The organism is Streptomyces sp. SX-6 (assembly GCF_059089585.1).
In genome coordinates this window covers 382,440-404,095 of the sequence record NZ_JBTHHU010000002.1, presented here as the reverse complement: position 1 = coordinate 404,095, position 21,656 = coordinate 382,440, and the positions used below count along the sequence as shown (strand labels likewise).

The window sequence follows — 21,656 nt, the reverse complement described above, 5'->3', positions numbered from 1 at the left end:
CTGGTCGGCCTGTTGTCCCAGACGTATCGTGCTGCGCTTGCCCGCCGGGGCCCCGGCAACCCACAGGAGGCCAAACGCTCTCGCGCCATATTCAGCCGGTTGGCCCAACCGCATCCTCGGTCATACGCACCCAAATCCATCAGCTAAGGTAAGCCTTGCCTTAGTGATTGATCGGAGTTGTTGTGGTGCGTGCGTCGGTGGTGAAGGCCGTCCTGGCCGTGTCCGTGGTGGGTGGTCTGCTCGTCGGATGTTCGTCCGGATCGGGGGCGGGCGGTGACGCCCCGAAGGGTGAGCGCTCCGCCGCCGGTTCCCGCAATCACGTGGCGGGCGCGTCCGAAGGACCGACCGCGGCACCGAGCGCCCTGGCCGACGGCATGGGGTCGGACACCGCGAAGGATGGGCAGTTCCCGCGCACCGTCGGCCACTACCGGGGCAAGACCGAGCTCGACGCGGCGCCCAAGCGGATCGCCGTGCTCAGCACCGGACAACTGGACGACCTGCTCTCCCTGGGGATCGTCCCCGCCGTGTCCACCCGCGCGAAGGACGCCGGACTCGTCCCCGGCTATCTGCGCGACGCCTTCCCCCAGGACAAGGACCGGCTCGCGGCAATGGCCGACGCCGGGACGCGGACCGCACCCAACCTGGAGTCCCTGGCCGCCGCCAAGCCCGACCTGATCCTGGCCAACGACTCGCTCGGCGACCTCTATCCGAAACTGTCGAAGATCGCGCCCACCGTCGTGACCAAGGGCCAGGGCGTCAACTGGAAGCGGGACCTGCTCCTGGTCGGCGCCGCCGTCGGCAAGGGCGAGCAGGCGCGGAAGCTCCTCGACGACATCACCCGGGACGCCGCGGCGCGTGGCGGGAAGCTCGGCGGTGCGGGCACGAAGGTGTCCATGGTGCGCTTCACGCCCGACCGCACGCGCATGTTCGGGGTCTCGTCGTTCACCGGCTCCATCGCCGCCGACATGGGGCTCGGACGGCCCAAGTCGCAGCAGTTCAGGGCGATTTCCCAGGATGTCGGGGCGGAGAGCGTCGACGTCGCCGACGGCGACTGGATCTTCTACTCGGTGCAGGGGAAGGAAGCGAAGACCGACGCCGGGAGCGTGCTCGCCGGGCCGCTGTGGCAGTCGATGAAGGCCGTCAAGGCCGGCCACGCGGTGCGCGTCGACGACGACCCGTGGTACCTCAACGCCGGTCCGGCCGCGGCACGCCTGGTCGTCGGCGAACTCGCCGACAAGCTCGGCAAGTGACCGCCCGGACCGCGGCCCGGACCACGGCCTGGACCGTCGCCGCCCTCGGCCTCGTCGCCGCGGCCGCCGCCCTCAGCCTCACCGTCGGCACCCGGCCCGTACCCCTGGCGGCCGTCCTCGACGCCCTGCTGCCCGGCGGGAGTCCGGCGGACCCGGACGCGTTGGTGGTGCGGTCGCTGCGCGTGCCGCGCACGGAGACCGGGCTCGCGGCGGGGGCCGCGCTCGGCATCGCCGGGGCGGCACTGCAGGCCGTCAGCCGCAACCCGCTCGCCGACCCGGGGATCCTCGGGCTGAGCCAGGGCGCCGCGGCCGGGGTGGTGCTCGCCATCGCCCTCGGCCTGGCGAACGGCTTCGGCGGCTACGTCTGGTACGCCTTCGCCGGGGCCTGCGCCGCCGCATGTGTCGTGTACGCCATCGCCTCGCGCGGCCGGGGCGGGGCCACGCCCGTCAAGCTGGCGCTGGCCGGGACGGCGTTCGCGGCGATGACGACCGGGGCCACCACCGTGGTGCTGACGTCGAGTTCGGCGGCCCTCGACCAGTTCCGGTTCTGGCAGGTGGGCTCACTGAGCGGGCGTGACCCGCAGACCCTCGTCCGCATGCTGCCGTTCCTCGTCGCGGGCGCCCTGCTGGTGCTGGTCTGCGCGCGCGGCCTGGACGGGCTGGCCCTCGGCGACGACACCGCCCGCGCGCTCGGCCACCGCGTCCGGCTCGTACGGGCCTGCACGGCGCTCGGCGCGACCGTGCTCACGGCGGCCGCGGTCGCCGCCGCGGGCCCGATCGCCTTCGTCGGCCTCGCCGTTCCGCACCTGGCCCGGCGCCTCGTCGGCGGCGGACACCGCACGCTGCTTCCCCTCTCCGCCCTGTTCGGCGCGGCGCTGCTGCTCGCGGCGGACGTGGCGGGCCGGGTGGTACGGGCTCCGGCGGAGGTTCCCGCCGGGGTGATGACGGCACTGGTCGGAGCGCCCGTACTGATCCTCCTCGTACGCCGCAAGGGGGTGCCGGCGTGACTGCTGCGGGTCTGACGGTCCTGCGCCTGCGCACCATCTCCCTTCTTCTGCACCGGCGTTCGGCGGCCGTCGCGTGCGTGCTGCTCGCCGTGCTCGCGGCCGTCATGCTCGCCTCGGCCTGCCTCGGGCAGACGGTGGTCACGCCGTACGACGTCTGGCACGTCGTACGGGGCGGCGACGGCCCGTACGCGCTCGTGGTCGGCGAACTGCGCGTGCCGCGCATCGTGCTCGGGGCGCTGGTCGGTGCCGCGCTCGGTGCCGCCGGGGCGCTCGTGCAGAGCGTGACGCGCAATCCGCTCGCAAGCCCCGACGTCATCGGCGTCGGGCACGGTGCGGCGGCGGCCACCGTACTGGCCCTGGCCACCGGGACCGTCGCCTCGCCCGGCGCGCTGCCCGCCGTGTCCGTGGCGGGCGGACTGGCCGCCGCCGGGCTGGTGTACGCCCTGGCCTGGCGGCGCGGGATGCAGCCGAGCCGGTTCGTCCTGGCCGGGGTGGGGATGGGCGTGGCGCTCTCCGCCGTCGTGCACCTCTACCTCACCGACTCCGAACTGGACGCCGCCGAGCAGGTCAAGCTGTGGCTGACCGGGAGTCTCAACGGGCGCGGCTGGGCCCAGGCGGGCCCGCTGGGCTGGGTGCTGCTGCTGTGTCTGCCCGGGCTGTTGTGGGCGGGCCGCGCGCTGCGGCCGCTCGGCCTCGACCCCGACACCGCGGCGGCGCTCGGCGTCCGCGTCCGGCGGACCCACCTGGGCCTCACCGTCCTCGGCGTCGTCCTCGCGGCGAGCGCCACCGGCGCGGCGGGCCCACTCGGCTTCGTCGCCCTCACCAGCCCACAACTCGCCAAGCGTGCTGCCGGTACTCCTCAACTGCCGCTGTTCTGCTCGGCACTGACGGGCGCCGTCGTCGTGGTCGCCGCCGACCTCGTGGCCCGTACGCTGATCGGCCCGCTGGAGATCCCGGTGGGGGCGCTGACGGCGCTGGTCGGCGGGCCGTATCTGCTGTGGCTGCTGGGGCGGTCCAAGTCCTCGGCATAGTGAAGGATGTTCGCCATGAGGACATCATCAAGCATCGAGGTTCCCGAGGCCTTTGCCGCGTCCTGGATCAGGAACAGCGGCGAGGAGGGGAGGGAGTGGATCGCCGGTCTGCCGCCCCTGGTCGCCGAGTTGCTCGGGCACTGGCAGCTGAAGCGGGATGGCGACGTCGGGCACGGCGAGGCGTCGCTCGTCCTGCCGGTGCTGCGCCGGGACGGCACGCGGGCCGTCCTGAAGTGCCAGATGCCCAGGGAGGAGACCACCGCCGCGCTCATCGGGCTGCGCACCTGGAACGGCGACGGAGTCGTGCGCCTGCTCGACCACGACCCGGAGAGCAGCGCCATGCTGCTCGAACGGCTGGAGGCGGCCCGCACGTTGGAGTCCGTCGAGGACGACGATGCCGCCATGGGTATTCTCGCCGGGCTGCTGGCACGCCTCACCGCCGTGCCGGCCCCGGCGGAGCTGCGGCGGCTGGGCGACATCGCCGCCGGGATGCTGGCACAAGTGCCCGTGGCGGCGGCCGAGTTGGCCGACCCGGCCGACCGGCGGCTCCTGCGGTCCTGGGCCTCGGCGGTGGCCGAACTGGCCGACGAGCCGGGGGACCGCATCCTGCACTGGGATCTCCACTACGGCAACGTGCTCGCCGCGGAGCGCGAGCCCTGGCTCGCCATCGACCCCGAAGCGCTGGCCGGCGACCCCGGCTTCGACCTGTGGCCCGCCCTGAACAGCCGCTGGGAGGACCTGGTCGCCACGGGCGACGCCCCGAGGGTCGTACGGCGCCGCTTCGACCTGCTCACCGACGTGCTCGGCCTGGACCGCGAGCGCGCGACCGGCTGGACGCTGGGACGGCTGCTGCAGAACTCGCTGTGGGACGTCGAGGACGGCGAGACCGCCCTCGCCCCGTCCCAGGTCGCCGTCTCCGAGGCGCTGTTGGGCCGTTGAGGGAATGTCCGGCCGTCAACGATGGCCGGATCCGGTGCTTCAGCCGGGCTTCCATCTGTGCTCGAGTGCTCCATGCACCGCCGCGGTACGCCACGCCGACGGAACAACGGGGGAGAGCATGGCCCAGGACCTGAAGGACTGGATCGAGGACGAGGTCGTCCCCTACGAGGACAAGCCCCTGGAATGGATATCGCAGTACCACTTCTTCCGTGATCCCGCGCGAGCCGCCTACATCGACCACCACTACTTCTTCTCCCCGGCCGACGGCATCGTCGTCTACCAGAAGACGGTGGACCCCGGCGAACCGATCGTCGACATCAAGGGCAAGCCCTATTCGCTCACCATGGCGCTCCGCGACGCGGCCTTCGGCCGGCGGTGCCTGGTCATCGGCATCTTCATGACCTTCTTCGACGTCCACGTGAACCGCATGCCCTACGGCGGCCGGCTCTCGTACGCGCTCAAGGAGCCCATAGGGACGTTCAACCAGCCCATGCTGGCCATGGAACGGGGCCTGCTCGAAAGCCTCCGCATCGATCCCGACCGGGCCGGCTACCTCCACTACAACGAGCGCGTGGTCAACAGGGTCGACGCCCCCAGACTGGGCGGTCCTTACTGGATGCTGCAGATCGCCGACTACGACGTCGACGCCATCACACCGTTCCGGCTGCGCCAGGGGACGTATCTCCCCCAGGGGTACCGCTTCTCGCAGATCCGCTACGGGTCACAGGTGGATCTGGTGATTCCGCTGACCGACGACAGGGAATACCTTCCTGTCGAAGCAGTCGGCAGACATGTGAAGGCGGGGCTCGACCCACTGGTGAGAATCCGGGAGCACCGATGACACACGACAGTCCACGCTTTCGTCCGCCTGGCCGCCCCGCACCCCGAGACCGCCCACTGGCCCTGTCCGCGAGCCAGATGGACGAATGGGTCTTCGACCGGCTCGTCGAGGGAGCCCCGAGCCACCAGCCCACGATCGTCCGGCTCCGCGGCCCGCTGCGCACCGCGGCGCTGCGCGGCGCGTACACCGGGCTCGTACGCCGCCACGAATGCCTGCGCACCCGCTTCCCCGTGGTCGACGGCGAGCCCGCGCAGGTGATCGGGGAACCGGCGGGGGACTGCCTGCCGCTGGCCGATCTCAGCGCTCTCCCTGCCGAGTTGCGCGAGCGGGAGATCAGCAGGATCGTCGACGAGACGTTCGTGGCGCAGGTCGTCCTCGACGAACGTCCTCCCGGCCGCGTGGCGTTGATCCGGCTGGCTGCCGAGGAGCACCTCCTCCTCATCGACATCCCGCACATCGTCGCCGACCTGTGGTCCGCCACCCTGCTCAACGACGAGCTCATGGCGCGCTACCGGGCCGCGCGCGACGGCCTGCCCCCGCGGACCCCGGCGCCGCTCGCGCAGTACGCCGACTACGCGCAGTGGCAGCGCGCATGGTGGACGCCGGACCGCACCGCCCGGGAGGCGGAGCGCTGGCGGGACCGGCTGGACGGGCTGGCCGCCGTGGACCTGCCCGTGGACCGGCCCCGGCCGCCGGGCAAGCGGCGCGAGTGCTTTCTGCTGGAGGAGGAGATCGACGCCGGACTCGCCGGAAAAGTGCGGGAGTTCGCCCGGAGTGCCGGTGTCACGCCCTATGTCGTGCTGCTGGCGGCCTTCCACTGGCTCGTCGCCCGGTCGTCCGGCGCCGACCGGTTCGCGACCACCTCGCTCGTGGCCGCCCGGCACGGCCGCACCGTGCAGGCGATGACCGGGCCGTTCTCCGACTACCTCGTCGTGATCGGTGACTTCGCCGGCGACCCGGACTTCGCGGAGACCGTGCGCCGTATACGGGAGGAGTGCCTGGTCGCCCACGATCACCAGCGGCTGCCGCTCCCGGAGTTGATCCCGCTCATGGACCCGGTGCGGGAACTGCATCCTCACCCGCTGGAGCAGATCGGCTTCAACCTGCACAACATCCCCGCCGCGGTCATGGACTTCGCCGATGACGTCATCGTCTCGGAACTGGAGGACGGGGAGGGCAGCTGGGACGAGGTGCAGGACGCGCCCGCCGCCACCGACCTGACCTTCGAGGTCTTCGACTACGGCACCGGGCACATCCCCTTCGACGTGATCGCCGACGGGTTGCTGACCGAACCCGACACGGCCCGCGCATGGGCCGAGGGCTACCGCTCGGTGCTCCGCGCGGTCCTCGCCGACCCGGCCGTACGGCTGTCGCACTGCTCGGCCGAGCCCGTGCGGCGTCCGTACGGCGCGCTCTTCGGCGGCCGGGACGCCGAGCTGCGCCGCATCGAGGCCGCGGTGAAGGAGGAACCGGGCGTCGCCGCAGCCCTGTTGACGGTGCGTTCGCGGCGGACCGGTTCCGGGCTCGTGGTCCGCGAGCCGGTCGTCCACCTGGCCCGGGGAGCCGCCGGTCCGGCGCCCGACGCGTACGCCCTGCGCCGGCGCCTGCGGGAGCGGCTGCCCGGCAGTCCGCAGCCCGTGGCGCTGATCGAGTGCCCGCTCGCGGAGCTCCGCAAGGCGCTGGACGCCCGCGCGGCGGGCGCCGATCCGGCGGAGTCGCTGCCGCCGTCCGAGGCATGCGCCCCGCTGCCGGAGGCCGCCCCGCCACCCGGGCCCGGGGCGGAGCGGCAACTCGCCGCGCTCTGGGCCGAGGTGCGGGGAACACCACCGGACAGCATGACCGAGTGCTTCTTCCGCCCCGGCGTCCCGGACAAGGACGCCGCGCTCTTCCTCGACCGTGTGGCCGCCGCCCTGGGAGTCGTCGTCCCCCTCGCCGACTTCCTCGAGGTCCCCAATCTCCTTGGACTGAAGGAGGGTTGGTTGTGAAACAACTCTGCAATCTGTAATGTGCGGATGGTATAGTCGGAAACGAAAGATGCCGACCAACGACCTTTTCGGTCGCGTGCGTTCCGGAATTCCCGGTGCGCGTCGGTGATCCCTTCATGGTGACGTGCGCGTGACTGCGTGCGCTCTTTTTCCAAGTTCTCCAGGGCTGTTTCTCCGTCGCTTTTGCTTTCGCGCTTGCGCGGCGGACACGTTGCGGTGCCGGACGGCCGGACCGGATGTCAGAGAAAACGCCTCGGCATGCCCGGGGTGCGCTCAGTGCTGCTTCCACCAACGCGCCAAGGGAGATGGAACGTGACGGAGACGGTGAATGCCGGCTACCGGGTCTCGCCCCAGCAACGGCACCTGTGGGCCGTGTCCGCAGGAGGGAAGAGGGGCGGGCAAGGCGCGTACACCCAGTCCACCGTGGCGATATCCGGCGGTCCCGTGGACGTCGCGCGGCTGCGTGCCGCACTGGCCGCCGTGATCGCCGCCCATGAGCCGCTGCGGACGGCCTTCACCGGGCTCGCCGGGCGCACCGCTCCCGTACAGGTCGTCCGGGATCCGGGGGAGCCGCCGCTCACTGTCGTTGAACTTCCGCCCGAAGAGCCGGGACTGGATGCGTTACGCCTCGACGAACGCACCGCACTGGACCCGCGCGACGGTTCCGTCTTCCGCGCCGCGCTCGCACGCGCCGGTGACGGCCGCGAGGTCCTGGTGCTCACCGCGCACGCCCTGGTCGCGGACCGGGCCTCCCTGCGCGTCGTGGCGGAGGAGATCCTCGCCGCTTACACGGGGGAGGGCCGCCCCGAAGGCCAACCACCCGTGCAGTACGCCGACTTCGCAGCCTGGCATCACGACCTGCTCACCGCCGAGGACGCGGCACCGGACCGTGCCTACTGGAGCACCCACACCGCCGACGGGGACCCCGGCCCCCTCCCCGGCGTCGCCCTGCCGGGCGCCGCCCCGGGCGCGTGGCGGGTGCGGGAGTCGGAGCTGCCCGCCGAGCTGGTCGCGGGGCTCGACGGCGTCGCCGCGAAGCTCGCCACCGACGCCGCGACCGTGCTGCACGCGGCGCTGCGCATCGTGGTCCGGCGCCTGGCCGGCGACCGGGACCTGCCGGTCGCCCTCACCCGCGACGGCCGCTCCTTCCCCGAACTCCGGCGCGCCGTCGGGGCATTCGAGCGGGAATTCCCCCTCGTGCACGACATCGGCCACGACGCCTCGTTCGCACAGTACGTCCGTGCCCTGGCCGCGCTCGTGGCCGAGAGCGAGGACCGCCTCGACCACTGCGACCCCGAACTCCTCGGCAGCCTCGACGGCAGCGCCCGGGGACCGTTCGTCACCTTCACCCCGCAGCGGGCCGAACCTCCCGTCGAGCGGGCGGGCCTCACCTTCACCACGGTCCGCCAGGACACCGGCACCGGCGTCCCTGTCCGGATGACCGTCCGCCGCGACGGCAACAGCTTTCTCATCGAGCTGGGTTACGACGAGGGCCGAGTCGACGAGGCCTTCCCCGACAATGTCTCCTCCTGTCTCCTGCGCGTGCTGCGCGGCGCCGTCGAGGCCCCCGAACGCCCCGTCGGCGACATCCCCCTGCTGACGGACGAGGCCGCGGCCCGCACCCAGGAAGCGGGCCGCGGCCCGCGCACCGAGTTACCCGCGCGGGCCGTGCACGAGCTCTTCGCCGAGCAGGCCGCACGGACCCCGCGGGCCGTTGCCGTCGGCACGGACGGCACGGACGGCACGGACGGCGCGGATGGCCAGGACGACCTCACCTACGCCGAACTCGACGGCCGGGCCAACCGACTGGCACACCACCTCGCCGGGCTCGGCGTCGGCCCCGGGCAGCACGTCGTCGTCTCGGTCGGCCGCTCCGCCGAACTCCTCGTCGCCGTCCTCGGGGTGCTCAAGGCGGGCGCGGCGTTCGTCCCCGTGGACGTCGGATTCCCGGCCAAGAGGCTGGAGTTCGCGCTCCGGGAGACCGCCGCGCCCGTTCTGCTCTGTACCGCCGACGTACGGGACCGGCTCGGCAGCGCCATCGGCACCGCCGTCCCCGTCGCCCTGGACACCGACCGCGAGCTCATCGCCGCACGGCCCGCCACCGCCATCGGCGTCACGACCGGCCCCGGTGACCCGGCCTACGTCCTCTACACCTCCGGTACCACCGGCCGGCCCAACGGCGTCCGCGTCCCGCACCACGCACTCGTCAACTACCTCACCTGGTGCGCGGAGTCCTATGGACTCGGCCGCGGCAGCGGAGCCCTCGTCCACACCTCCATCGGCTTCGACCTCACCCTCACCGCCCTCCTCGGTCCGCTCCTGGCGGGCGGGCGTGTCGTCATGCTCCCGGAGAGCGCGGGCATCACCGGCCTGATCGCCGCGCTGCGCACGGAGAAGGACCTCACGCTCGTCAAGCTCACCCCGACCCACCTCGACGTGATCAACCAGCTGCTCACCCCCGAGGAGGTGCGCGGCGCGGTGCGCACCCTCGTCGTCGGCGGTGAGGCGCTGCGCGCGGAGAGCCTGGAGCTGTTCCGCTCCTCCGGGGCGCGCATCGTCAACGAGTACGGCCCCACCGAGACCACCGTCGGCAGCGTGGCCCACGTCGTCGACGCCGCGACCCCGCACACCGGGCCGGTGCCCATCGGCCGTCCCCTCGCCAACACCACCGTCCACGTGCTCGATTCACGGCGGCAGCCCGTCCCCGACGGGGTACCCGGCGAGCTGTGGATCGGCGGGGCCGGTGTCGCCGACGGCTACCTCGGGCGGCCGGAGCTCACCCGCGAGCGCTTCGCCGCCGACGGCGCCGTCCCGGGCGAGGGTCGGCTGTACCGCACCGGCGACCTGGCCCGCCGCCGCCCCGACGGCACCCTGGAGTACCTCGGCCGCACCGACGCCCAGGTCAAGATCCGTGGCGTCCGGGTGGAGCCCGCCGAGACCGAGAGCGTCCTCGCCGCGCACCCCGGTGTCGCCCAGGCCGTGGTGACGGCCCGGCTGGACGACGACCCGGGCCGCTCCTCGCCGCTTCAGGGCGAGTTGACGCTCGTCGGCTACGTCGTCCCCGCCCGGGACGTCCCGGCGCCCACACACGCCGAGCTCGTCGCGCACTGCCGCGAGCACCTGCCGGAACCCTGCGTCCCAGCCGCCCTCGTCACCCTGGACGCCCTGCCCGTCACCGGCCACGGCAAGGTCGACCGCGCCGCGCTGCCCGCACCGCACGAACGGGTCCGGGAGACCGCCGAGTACATCGCCCCGCGCACCGCCACCGAGGAGATCCTCGCCGCCTCCGTCGCCAAGGTCCTGGGCGTGGAGCGCGTCGGCGTCGACGACAACTACTTCGTCCTCGGCGGCGACTCCATCCGCAGCGTCATGATCGCCAGCCGCGCCCAGGCCCGCGGCGTCGACGTCACCGTGGCCGACCTGCACCGGCACCCCACCGTACGGCGCTGCGCCGCCCACCTGGACGCCCACGAGGACCTGCCCGGCACCCCGGTCACCGGGCCCTTCGCGCTGATCTCCGCCGAGGACCGGGCGATGATGCCCCCGGAGGTCGAGGACGCCTTCCCGCTCAACCTGCTCCAGGAAGGCATGATCTTCCACCGGGACTTCGCCGCCAAGTCGGCGGTCTACCACGCCATCGCCTCGGTACGGCTGCGCGCCCCCTTCGACCTCGCGGTCATGCGCATGGTCGTCCACCAGCTCGTCGAGCGGCACCCCATGCTGCGCACCTCCTTTGACATGAGCCGCTTCAGCCGCCCCCTGCAGCTGGTGCACAGCGAGTTCGCCGACCCGCTGCACCACGAGGACCTGCGTGGCCTGACCGCCGCCGAGCAGGACGCCCGTGTCGGCCGCTGGATCGAGCGGGAGAAGGAACGCGGCTTCGAACTGCACGAGTACCCGCTCATCCGGTTCATGGTGCAGCGCCTGGAGGACGACGCCTTCCAGTTCACCTACGGCTTCCACCACGAGATCGTGGACGGCTGGAGCGAAGCCCTCATGATCACCGAGCTGTTCAGCCACTACTTCTCGGTGATCTACGACGAGCCGATCGCCGTCAAACCGCCCACCGCCGGCATGCGCGACGCCGTCGCGCTGGAACTCGAGGCGCTCGCCGACCGCCGCAACTACGAGTTCTGGGACTCCTACCTCGCCGACGCCACCCTGATGCGCCTGCCGAGGCCCGGCGCCGGGCCCCGGGCCGACAAGGGCGAGCGCGACATCACCCGCATCGCCGTCCCCGTCCCCGCCGCGCTCTCCGACGGGCTCAAACGGGTCGCCGCCGCACACGCCGTCCCGCTCAAGACGGTCCTGATGGCCGCCCACATGGTGGTGATGTCCCTCTACGGCGGGCATGAGGACACCCTCACCTACACCGTCACCAACGGCCGCCCCGAGACCGCCGACGGCAGCACCGCCATCGGACTGTTCGTCAACAGCCTCGCCCTGCGCCTGCGCATGCGCGGCGGCACCTGGGCCGAACTCTTCACCGCCACACTCGAGTCCGAACGCGCCTCGATGCCCTACCGGCGGCTGCCGATGGCCGAGCTCAAACGCCACCAGGGCAACGAACCCCTCGCCGAGACACTGTTCTTCTTCACCAACTACCACGTCTTCAACGTGCTCGACCGCTGGACCGACCGGGGCGTCGGCCACGTCGCCAACGAGCTCTACGGCGAATCCACCTTCCCCTTCTGCGGCATCTTCCGCCTCAACCGGGAGACCGGCGCGCTCGAGGTCCGTGTCGAGTACGACAGCCTGCAGTTCTCCGACAGCCTCATGGAGAGCGTCCGCGACAGCTACGCCCGTGTGCTGGCCGCCATCGCCGCCGACCCCGACGGCCGTTACGACCGGCCCGAGTTCCGCTCCGACACCGACCTCGAGGCACTGGCCGCCTTCACCCGCGGCCCCGCCGCGACGACCCCGGACCGCTGCCTGCACGACCTGGTCGCGGAACGGGCCGCCGAGCGCCCCGACGCCCCCGCCGTCCAGCTCGGCGCCGAGGTGCTCAGCTACGGCGAGCTCAACCGGCGTGCCAACCGCCTCGCCCACCACCTGCGCACCCTCGGCGGCGGTGCCGAGACCGTGGTCGGCGTCCACGCCGAACGGTCCGTGGTCCAGATCGTCGCCCTGCTCGCCGTGCTCAAGGCGGGCGCCGCCTACCTGCCGCTCGACCCGGCCCAGCCCGCCGAGCGCACCGCCGCCGTCCTCGCCGCGAGCGGCGCCGTCGCCGTCGTCCACCAGCCCGGCCCCGCCCCCCAACTGCCAGCGGGCGTACGGGCAGTGGCCGCCGACGCCGCCGACGGCAGCACCGCCGCACACAACCCGGCGGGCGTCGCCACAGCGGGCAACGCCGCCTACGTGATGTACACCTCCGGCTCCACCGGGCAGCCCAAGGGCGTCGTCGTCGAGCACCGCAACGTCGTCGCCTCGCTCGCCGCCCGGCGCGCCCACTACCCGGCCGCACCCGAACGGTTCCTGCTGCTGTCCTCCTTCGCCTTCGACAGCTCCGTCGCCGGCATCTTCTGGACGCTGACCGAGGGCGGCACCCTCGTCCTGCCCGGCGAGGGCCAACAGCTCGACCCCGCCGCCCTCGTGGAGACCGCCGCCCGCCAGCGCCCCACCCACACCCTCGCCATCCCCTCCCTGCTGGCACCCGTCCTGGACCAGGCCGCCCCCGGCGACCTCGACGCGCTGCGCACCGTCATCGCCGCCGGCGAATCCTGCCCGGCGGCCCTGGCCCGCACCTGCCGCGAACTGCTGCCCGGCAGCGGCTTCCACAACGAGTACGGCCCCACCGAGACCACCGTGTGGAGCACCGTATGGTCCGGGGAGAGCACGGGGGAGAGCACGTACGAAGGGCCGCACCTGCCCATCGGCCGCCCGGTCGCCGACACCTGGGTCCACCCTCGCGACCACCGCGACCGCACCACCCCGCTCGGCGTCGCCGGTGAACTCACCGTCGGCGGAGCCGGAGTGGCCCGCGGCTACCTCGGCCGCCCCGCCGACACCGCGGCCGTCTTCCGCCCCGACCCGGCCTCGCCCGTCCCCGGCGGACGCGCTTACACCACCGGAGACCTCGGCCGCTACCTGGCAGACGGCCAGCTCGAATTCCTCGGCCGCGCCGACCACCAGGTCAAGATCCGCGGCTTCCGTGTCGAACTCGGCGAGATCGAGGCCGTCCTCGACACCCACGACGGCCTCCAGCGCGCCATCGTCGTGGCCCGCGGCGACAACCCCGGCGACCAGGTGCTCGTCGCCTACGTCCTGCCCGCCCCCGGCAAACGGCCCGAACCCGCCGAGATCCAGACGTACATACGTGACCGGCTGCCCCGCTACATGGTGCCCACAGGGGTCATCGTCCTCGACGCCGTCCCGCTCACGGCCGCCGGAAAGGTCGACCGCGCCTCGCTCCCCGTTCCCAGCCACGCCCAGCTCACGCAGGAACAGGAGTACATCGAGCCCGGCACCGACACCGAACGCACCCTCGCCGCCATCTGGGCCGACGTCCTCAAGCTGGACCGGATCGGGGCGGCCGACCGCTTCTTCGACCTCGGCGGCGAGTCCCTGCGCGCCATGCAGGCCACCGCCGCGGCCAACAAGGTGTTCCGGACCCGGGTCTCCGTACGCCGCCTCTTCGACGCGCCCTCGCTGCGCGAGTTCGCCCACGAGATCGACCAGGCCCGGCTCGCGGGCCAGGGCCACGGCGACGGCATCACCGGCGCCGCCGCACCGGCGGCCGGAGGTGCCGCCGAATGACCCCTGCCGCCGCGACACGCCCCCTCGCCCCGGCCCAGCGCCGGATGTGGTTCCTGCACCGGCTCGCACCCGAGGTGCCCGCGTACAACATCTGCACCGCCATCGAGCTCACCGGCGCGCCGCGCCCGGCGGCGCTGCGGGACGTGGTGCGGCGGATCGGGCTGCGCCACGAAGCGCTGCGCACCGTGTTCGTGGAGGCTGACGACGGGCCCCGGCAGCTGGTCACGGACCGGGCGGCGCCGTTGCGGATGATCGATCTCAGCCAACTCGGCGAGGAAAATGGGGAGTTAGAGGCCGGCCGGGTGCTTCGGCGCATCGCGGCCCGTCCGTTCCGGCTCGACACCGGACCCCTGGCGGAGTGGACCCTGCTGCGCCAGGGCCCCGGCCGTGCCCTGCTGGTCCTCTCCGTCCACCACATCGTCTTCGACGGAGGCTCCCTCGCCGTGGTCTGCCGGGACCTGGAGGAGGGATACGCGGCGGCCATCGCAGGCCTCCCCGACAACCTCGGCGCACCCGCGCCGATCCATGAGCACCGACAGGACGAGGACGGGCGGGAGTTCTGGCGCCGCGAGCTTGCCGGCGCCCCGGCCCGCACCACCGTCTTCCGGGGCACCGGCCAACCGGCGGGCGGACCGCCCGCCCGCAGCGTGGTGCACTACGGTACCCAGGAGGCGGCGGCCTTCTGCCAACGGACCGGCGCCACGGCCTTCATGCTGCTCCTCGCCGGACTCGCCTGCCTGGTCGGCCGGTACACCGGCCGGCGGGACGTGGTGATCGGCTCGCCCGTCGGGCTGCGCGAGGACGCCACCGGGCTCGCCACTGTCGGTCCGCTGCTCAACGTGCTGCCGCTGCGTATCCGGCTCGACGGCGACCCCGGCTTCACCACTGTCCTCGCCCGCACCAGGGAGACACTGCTCGGAGCGCTCGAGCACCGCACCACCCCCTTCGAGGACATCGTCGAGGCGACCGGCGCCGACCGCACACCGGACCTGAGCCCCCTCTTCCAGATCCTCCTCGCCCATGAACGCCCCCCGGCACCCCCGGACCTGCCGGGCGTGCGCAGCCGCGTCGTGCCCGTGGCGGCACCCGCCGCCAAGTACGAACTGAGCGTCACCGCGAGCGAGACCCCCGACGGGCTGCGGCTGATCCTCGAGGCGGAGCACGGGCACGGCCACCCCGACGAAGTCGCCGCGTTCGCCCGGCACTTCGGCACCCTGCTGACCGCCGCCCTGCGGGCACCGGACACCCCGCTGAGCCGGCTTCCCCTCCTGACGGAGGAGGAGGCCCGCCGCCTCGCCGGAGCCGCGGTACCGGCCGCCCCGCACCGTCCGCTGCACCGGCTGGTGGAACGCACCGCGCGGCGATGTCCCGACGCCCTCGCCGTGGCCTGCGGCACCGCACACCTCAGCTACCGGGCGCTCAACACCCGCGCCAACCGGCGCTCCGCACTGCTGCGGCGCGCGGGCCTCGGCCCCGAACAGGTCGCCGGGGTACGGCTGGAGCGCGGGCCCGAACTCCTCGTCTCGCTCCTCGCGGTGCTCAAGACGGGCGCCGCCTATCTGCCGGTCGACCCCGGACTGCCGCCGGAACGAGCCCGGTTGATGCTCGCCGACGCCCGGGCCTCGCTCCTGCTCACCGAGACCGCGCTCGGCACCCCGCCGGCACCCGACGGTCTGCCCGTCCACCACGTCGACGGGCCCGCGCCCCCGGCACGTCCCGGGGACGACGCCGACCACCACGGCCCCGACCTGCCCGGCAGCCTCGCCTACCTCCTCCACACCTCCGGCTCGACCGGCCGCCCCAAGGCCGTGGCCATCCAGCACGACAGCGCCGCGGCCTTTCTCCACTGGGCCGGACAGGCCTTCGGATCGGGCGAGTTGACGGCCGTCCTGGCCACCACCTCCACCGGGTTCGACCTGTCCGTCTTCGAGATGTTCGCGCCTCTCGCCCACGGCGGCACCGTCGTCCTCGCCGACAGCGCCCTGCACGTGGCCGGCCTGCCCTGGGCCCCGGCCGCCACCCTCCTCAACACCGTGCCGTCCGCCGCGGCCGCCCTGCTGGACGCCGACGGACTGCCCGACTCCCTCACGGCGGTCAACCTGGCGGGCGAGCCCCTCGCCGCCGAACTCGTACGACGCCTCCACGCCCGCCTGCCACGGGCGGCCGTCCGCAACCTCTACGGGCCCTCGGAAGCCACCACTTACGCCACCGCCGCCCTCATCCCCCCGCCTTGCGCCGAGGCACCGTCCATCGGCACCGCGATCGGCCCCGCCCGCGTCCGGACCGCCGACACGCTGGGCCGCCCGGTTCCCGTCGGCGCCCTCGGCGAACTCCTCATCGGCGGCACCGCCCCCGCCCGCGGCTATCTCGGCCGCCCCGGCCCGACCGCAGACGCCTTCCGGCCCGACCCGTACGGGCCGCCCGGCTCCCGGCTCTACCGGACCGGGGACCTGGCCGTACGCCGCCCCGACGGCGCGTTCCTCTTCGCGGGCCGCGCCGACCACCAGATCAAACTGCGCGGGGTCCGCATCGAATTGGGCGAGGTCGAAGCCGCCCTGCGGCAGTGCGCACCGGTCGCCGAGGCCGCCGTCGTGGTCGCCGGGACCGGACCCGAGAACCACCGCCTGGTCGGCTTCGTCAGCCCCCTGCCCGGCGAGCACGTCGACCCCGGCACCACGCTCGCCGCCCTGCGCTCCCTGCTGCCCGCCGCCTTCGTGCCCTCCGCGCTGATCGTGGCCGACGCCCTGCCGCACACCGCCAACGGAAAGACCGACCGGGCCGCCCTCGCCCGGCAGGCCGACGGCCACCGGCCCGACCCCGGCGCGTACGCCCCGCCCCGCACCTCGGCGGAGAAGGCGATCGCCCGGATCTGGGGCGAGGTGCTCGGCACCGAACAAGCCGAACAAATCGGCATCCACCAGGCCTTCTTCGACCTCGGCGGCACCTCGCTGAGCCTCCTGCGCCTCCACCGCAGACTGGCCGGCGAGATCCACCCCGGGCTCCGGCTCGTCGACGTCTTCCGGCTGCCGACCGTCGCCGCCCTGGCCGCCTTCGTCGAACGGCACCGGGACGGCCAGGACACGGCCGACGACGCCCTCGCCGAGGCGGCCCGGCGCGCCGACCGCCGGCGCACGGCAACGGCCGCACGCCGCAGGGGAGGAGGGCGCCGATGAGCGACACGGAGTTACCTGGCGACGACCGCATCGCCGTGATCTCCCTCGGCGGCCGGTTCCCCGGCGCCGACGGCGTCGACCGCTTCTGGCAGAACCTCCTCGACCGCACCGACTCCCTCACCCGCTTCACCGCCGCCGAACTCCTCGCCCGGGGACGCGACCCCGAGCAGGTGAACCACCCCCGGTTCGTCGGCGCCGAGGGCGTCCTCGGTGACATCGCCCTCTTCGACGCCGAGTTCTTCGGCTACGCGCCGCGCGAGGCCGCCGTCATGGACCCGCAGCACCGGCTGTGCCTGGAAGAGGCCTGGCACGTCTTCGACACCGCCGGCTACGACCCGGCCGCGACCGGGGGCACGACCGGAGTCTTCCTCTCCGCGAGCCTCAGCTCGTACCTCGTCCGCAACGTCCTGCCCGGCGGCACCGCACAGCGCCTGCTCGGCGGCTTCCCGCTGATCGTCCACAACGACAAGGACTTCCTCGCCACCACCGTCTCCTACAAGCTCGGCCTCACCGGCCCCAGTTACGCGGTCGGCTCCGCCTGCTCCTCCTCCCTCGTCGCCGTGCACCTGGCCTGCCAGAGCCTGCTCACCCACGAATGCGACACGGCCCTGGCGGGAGGTGTCTCCCTCCAAGTGCCGCAGGGCCAGGGGTACGTGTACGCCGAGGACGGCATCTACGCGCCCGACGGACGCTGCGCGCCCTTCGACGCCGGCGCGAACGGCACCGTGGGCGGCAGCGGCATCGGACTCGTTCTGCTCAAACGGCTCGCCGACGCCCGGCGCGACGGCGACCGCGTCCATGCCGTGATCCTCGGCTCTGCGGTGAACAACGACGGCGCGGACAAGGTCGGTTACACCGCCCCCGGCGTCACCGGCCAGAGCGCCGCCGTCGCCGAGGCGCTGGCCGTCGCCGGGATCCCCGCCGACACCGTCGGCCTCCTCGAGGCACACGGCACCGGCACCCGGCTGGGCGACCCCGTCGAAGTCGAGGCACTCACCCGGGCCTTTGGCGCCCACACCCGCCGCACCGGCTTCTGCGCCCTGGGGTCGGTGAAGTCCAACGTCGGCCACCTCGACGCCGCCGCGGGCATCACCGGGCTGATCAAGGCCGTGCTCGCGGTCCGCGAGGGCATCATCCCCGGCAGCCCGCACTACCGCTCACCCCACCCCGCCATCGACTTCGCCGCCACGCCCTTCCACGTCAACGCCGAGACCATGCGGTGGCCCGAGGCCGGGCACCCCCGCCGCGCCGGGGTCAGCTCCTTCGGCATCGGCGGCACCAACGCCCATGTGGTCCTCGAGCAACCACCGGCCGTGCAGGACATGGACGTTGACGGGGGCGCCGCCGTGCCGCTGGTCGTGTCCGCCCGTACCCCCGCCGCGCTGACGGCCGCCCTCCGGGACATGGCCGCCTGGACACCGCCGGAACCGGACACCTCCCTCGCAGACCTCGCGGCCACCCTCGCCGGGCGCCGCGCCTTCCCGTACCGCGCCGCCGTCGTCGCCCACAGCCTCCCCGAGGCCGCCGGGCTGCTGGGCGAGGCGACGGGTGAACAGGCTGTAGCGGGACGGCAGGCGGTCTTCCTGCTCCCCGGGCAAGGCGCCGCCACGCCGGGCATGGGGTGCGACCTGTACGACCAAGTGCCGCTGTTCCGCAGCCACGTCGATGCCTGCGGTGTCGACCTGCGGGCGACCGGCGACATCAGGACCGCACAACCCGCCCTGTTCGCCCTCGAGTACGCCCTCGCCCGCACGCTGATGGACTGGGGCCTGCAACCGGCCGCCCTGCTCGGGCACAGCCTGGGCGAGTACGTCGCCGCCACCCTCGCCGGTGTGCTCTCCCTGCCGGACGCGCTGACGCTCGTCCGCGCACGGGCCGAACTGCAGCACCGGATGCCGCCCGGCCGCATGCTGGCCGTCCCGCTCCCCGCGGAGGACCTCGAACCGCTGCTGGGCGGAGGCGTGGAGCTCGCCGCCCTCAACGCCCCCGGCCGCTGCGTGGTCAGCGGCCCGCCCGAGCCCGTACGGGAGTTGGCCACCGCCCTGGCCGGGCGCGGAGTGCCCACCACCGCCCTCGCCACCGCACACGCCTTCCACTCGGCGGCCGTCGAACCCCTACTGGACGACTTCCGGGCAACTCTCGGGTGTATCCGGCTCAACCCGCCCCGGCGGCTGCGCTATCTGTCCTGCCTCACCGGCGACTGGGCCGACAAGGCCGTCACCTCGCCCGCGTACTGGCTCGACCAGATGCGCCGGCCCGTCCGCTTCGCCGACGGACTGCGGCGCTGCACCGACCTCGGCCCCGTCGCGTTCGCCGAGACCGGGCCGTACGCCGGGCTGACCTCCCTCGCCCGCCGCGTCGCCGGACCCGCGGTGCGCTGCCTGCCGCCCGGTGCGGACGAGGCGACCGCGCTGACCCGCGCCGTCGCCCAACTCTGGCAATCCGGCTGCGACATCGACTGGGCCGCCTTCCACCGCCCGCGCCACCCCCGGCGGACCACCGTGCCCGGCCACCCCTTCCAGCGCACCCGGCACTGGATCGACGCACCCGGTGCGAAAGACGACCCGCGGGCCGGACTGCTCGCCGCCTACGACCCGCCGCCCGTCGGCATCGACGACCGGACCGGACTGCGCGACGGCCTGAACCGGCTGTGTGCGGCCCTCGCCCGCGAATACCTCGCCACGCCGGGGGAGCGCGAAGTACTCGCGGAATTCCGCCCGTTCCTGGACTTCCTGCGCACCCTGGCCGCCGACGGGCCAACCGCCGAGGTCATCGCCGCCGAACTGACCGCCGCCCACCCGCCCTTCGCCGGGCTCGTCGAACTCCTCGTGCACTGCGCCCACGGCTACCCGCACGCCCTGTCCACCCCGGGCGCCGCACTGGACGTGCTCTACCCCGGCGGTGACAGCACGCTGCTGCGCCGCACCCTGGGCGAGCGCACCGCCGACCACCGCGCGGCCGGGCGGCTGGCCCGGCTGACCGGCACCCTGCTCGACCGGCTCGCCGCCGGCCGCGACCGGCCGCTGCGTGTCCTGGAGGTCGGCGCGGGGGAGGGCAACCTCACCCAGGCCCTGGTCACCCGCGCCCCCGGCCGGCTCGAGTACCACGCCACCGACATCTCCCGGCACTTCGTGGCCGGGCTCGGCGAGGAGGCCGCCCGGCGCGGCCTGGACTTCGTGCGCACCCGGGTCCTGGACATCTCCCGCGACCCCGGCGAACAGGGCTTCTCCGGCGAGCACTTCGACCTCGTGTGCGGCCTCGACGTCGTCCACGCCACCCCCGATCTGCTGCTCACCCTCGCCCGGCTGCGCTCGCTCCTGGCCCCGGACGGCACCCTCGCCCTGACCGAGACCACCGCCGACGACCCCTGGCTGACCATGATCTGGGGCCTGACCGACGGCTGGTGGCACCACACCGACCACCGCACCCACGGCCCGCTGCTCGACGCCGACGCCTGGCGCACGCTCCTGGCCGCACCGGACCTCGGCCTCGCCGACACCGACGTACTCGTCCCGCCCGCCGGCCCCCGGGACGCCGCGCTGATCCTGGCCCGGGCGGGGGCGGGGGCGGGGCCCCGTGATGTGGGCACATGGTGTTACGCCCCCGGCTGGCGCCATGAACCACCGCCGGTTCGGAGCGCGTTGACGGGCGACTGTCTGCTGCTGGGCGAAGGCGATCTGGCCAAGGCCGTCGCCGCCCGGCTGGAGGCGGCCGGTGTCCCGGTCACCGTGGCCGACGCCCCCGGCCCCGCCACCCGGCTGGCGGTCCACCTCGGCCCCCTCCAGGACGCCCTGCACCGGACCGGGCCCATCGGCCCCGACACCGCCCCGGCCGCCCAGAGCGCGGGCATGCACACTCTCCTCGACCTGGCCCGGTCCTTCGGCGCGCTGGAGGACCGGCACCCCGTCCGCATCGTCGCCGTCACCGCCGGCGCGCAGGACGTGCTCGGCGACGACCTGACGCACCCGGAACACGCCACGGTCGCCGCCGCGGTCAAGGTGATCCCCCGCGAGTACCCGTGGATCGCGTGCACCGCCCTCGACGTCGAACCCGGCACCGATGCCGACCGGTTGGCCGCGCTCGTCCTCACGGAACTCGGCGCGGCACGCGAGAGCACGGTCACCGCCCACCGCGGCCGGCGCCGCTTCGTCCCCTCCTGGACGCGCCAATCGCTGCCCGAACCCGGCCCGTTGACGCCCGGCGGCGTCCACCTCGTCTGCGGCGGACTCGGCGGCATCGGGCTGCACCTCGCGGAGTTCCTGGGCCGCACCCCCGGCACCGTCGTCCTCACCCACCGGCGCCCCTTCCCCGGTCCCGCCGAGTGGGACGACCTCCCCGCCACGCACCCGGAGGCGGCGATAGTCCAGCGGCTGCGCGGCATCACCGACGCGGGCGGCACCGTGCTCCTGCGCCGGGCCGACCTCACCGACCGGCACGCGATGCGCGCCCTCGTGGACGAGGTGGAACGCACCCACGGCCCCATCCGTGGCGTGGTGCACGCGGCCGGGGTGCCCGACACGGCCGGCATGATCCAGCGCCGCGACCGGGCCGCCACCGACGCCGCCGTCGCCGCCAAACTGACCGGCGCGCTCGTCCTGGACGAGGTGTTCGCCGGCCGCGAGCCGGACTTCCTCGTCCTGTGCTCCTCGATCGGCACGGTTCTGCACAAGCTGA

Annotated in this window: 9 protein-coding genes (1 of these 9 only partly in view); all 9 read left to right on the top strand. The window is 73.7% G+C overall.

Features of this window, described 5'->3' with window-relative positions:
* Positions 1 to 167 precede the first annotated feature (167 nt).
* The gene (locus ACV530_RS03815; protein ID WP_494330771.1) at positions 168 to 1,250 is read left to right on the top strand and encodes an iron-siderophore ABC transporter substrate-binding protein; all 1,083 of its coding nucleotides are present in this window, start codon (positions 168 to 170) and stop codon (positions 1,248 to 1,250) included.
* Entirely contained in the window at positions 1,247 to 2,257 is a 1,011-nt protein-coding gene (locus ACV530_RS03810; protein WP_494330770.1) for a FecCD family ABC transporter permease, read from the top strand. The genes ACV530_RS03815 and ACV530_RS03810 overlap by 4 nt, the downstream gene beginning before the upstream one ends.
* Positions 2,254 to 3,288: a FecCD family ABC transporter permease gene (locus ACV530_RS03805; RefSeq protein ID WP_494330769.1), complete on the top strand. Its 1,035-nt coding sequence runs from the start codon at positions 2,254 to 2,256 to the stop codon at positions 3,286 to 3,288. The genes ACV530_RS03810 and ACV530_RS03805 overlap by 4 nt, the downstream gene beginning before the upstream one ends.
* Before the next feature lie 15 nt (positions 3,289 to 3,303).
* On the top strand, positions 3,304 to 4,227 hold the full coding sequence (locus ACV530_RS03800) for an aminoglycoside phosphotransferase family protein (RefSeq protein WP_494330768.1): 924 nt from the start codon (positions 3,304 to 3,306) through the stop codon (positions 4,225 to 4,227).
* Positions 4,228 to 4,345: 118 nt separating this feature from the next.
* A complete protein-coding gene (locus ACV530_RS03795; protein ID WP_494330767.1) occupies positions 4,346 to 5,068 on the top strand; it encodes a phosphatidylserine decarboxylase in 723 nt (240 codons plus the stop codon).
* Complete coding sequence (locus ACV530_RS03790; protein ID WP_494330766.1) at positions 5,065 to 7,053, top strand: condensation domain-containing protein; 1,989 nt, start codon at positions 5,065 to 5,067, stop codon at positions 7,051 to 7,053. The genes ACV530_RS03795 and ACV530_RS03790 overlap by 4 nt, the downstream gene beginning before the upstream one ends.
* A gap of 312 nt (positions 7,054 to 7,365) precedes the next feature.
* Entirely contained in the window at positions 7,366 to 13,809 is a 6,444-nt protein-coding gene (locus ACV530_RS03785; protein ID WP_494330765.1) for an amino acid adenylation domain-containing protein, read from the top strand.
* The gene (locus ACV530_RS03780) at positions 13,806 to 16,982 is read left to right on the top strand and encodes a non-ribosomal peptide synthetase (RefSeq protein ID WP_494330764.1); all 3,177 of its coding nucleotides are present in this window, start codon (positions 13,806 to 13,808) and stop codon (positions 16,980 to 16,982) included. Before ACV530_RS03785 ends, ACV530_RS03780 begins: the two co-directional genes overlap by 4 nt.
* Positions 16,979 to 21,656, top strand: the 5' portion of a protein-coding gene (locus ACV530_RS03775) for a type I polyketide synthase (RefSeq protein WP_494330763.1). The gene runs 683 nt beyond the window's last position; the window shows 4,678 of its 5,361 coding nt (coding positions 1-4,678); it begins with the start codon at positions 16,979 to 16,981; the stop codon falls past the right edge of the window. The genes ACV530_RS03780 and ACV530_RS03775 overlap by 4 nt, the downstream gene beginning before the upstream one ends.

Excerpts from the sequence above, each read along its gene's own strand:
- ACV530_RS03800 (WP_494330768.1), top strand. The coding sequence starts at position 3,304 with ATGAGGACATCATCAAGCATCGAGGTTCCCGAGGCCTTTGCCGCGTCC.
- ACV530_RS03790 (WP_494330766.1), top strand. The coding sequence starts at position 5,065 with ATGACACACGACAGTCCACGCTTTCGTCCGCCTGGCCGCCCCGCACCC.
- ACV530_RS03795 (WP_494330767.1), top strand. The coding sequence starts at position 4,346 with ATGGCCCAGGACCTGAAGGACTGGATCGAGGACGAGGTCGTCCCCTAC.
- ACV530_RS03780 (WP_494330764.1), top strand. The coding sequence starts at position 13,806 with ATGACCCCTGCCGCCGCGACACGCCCCCTCGCCCCGGCCCAGCGCCGG.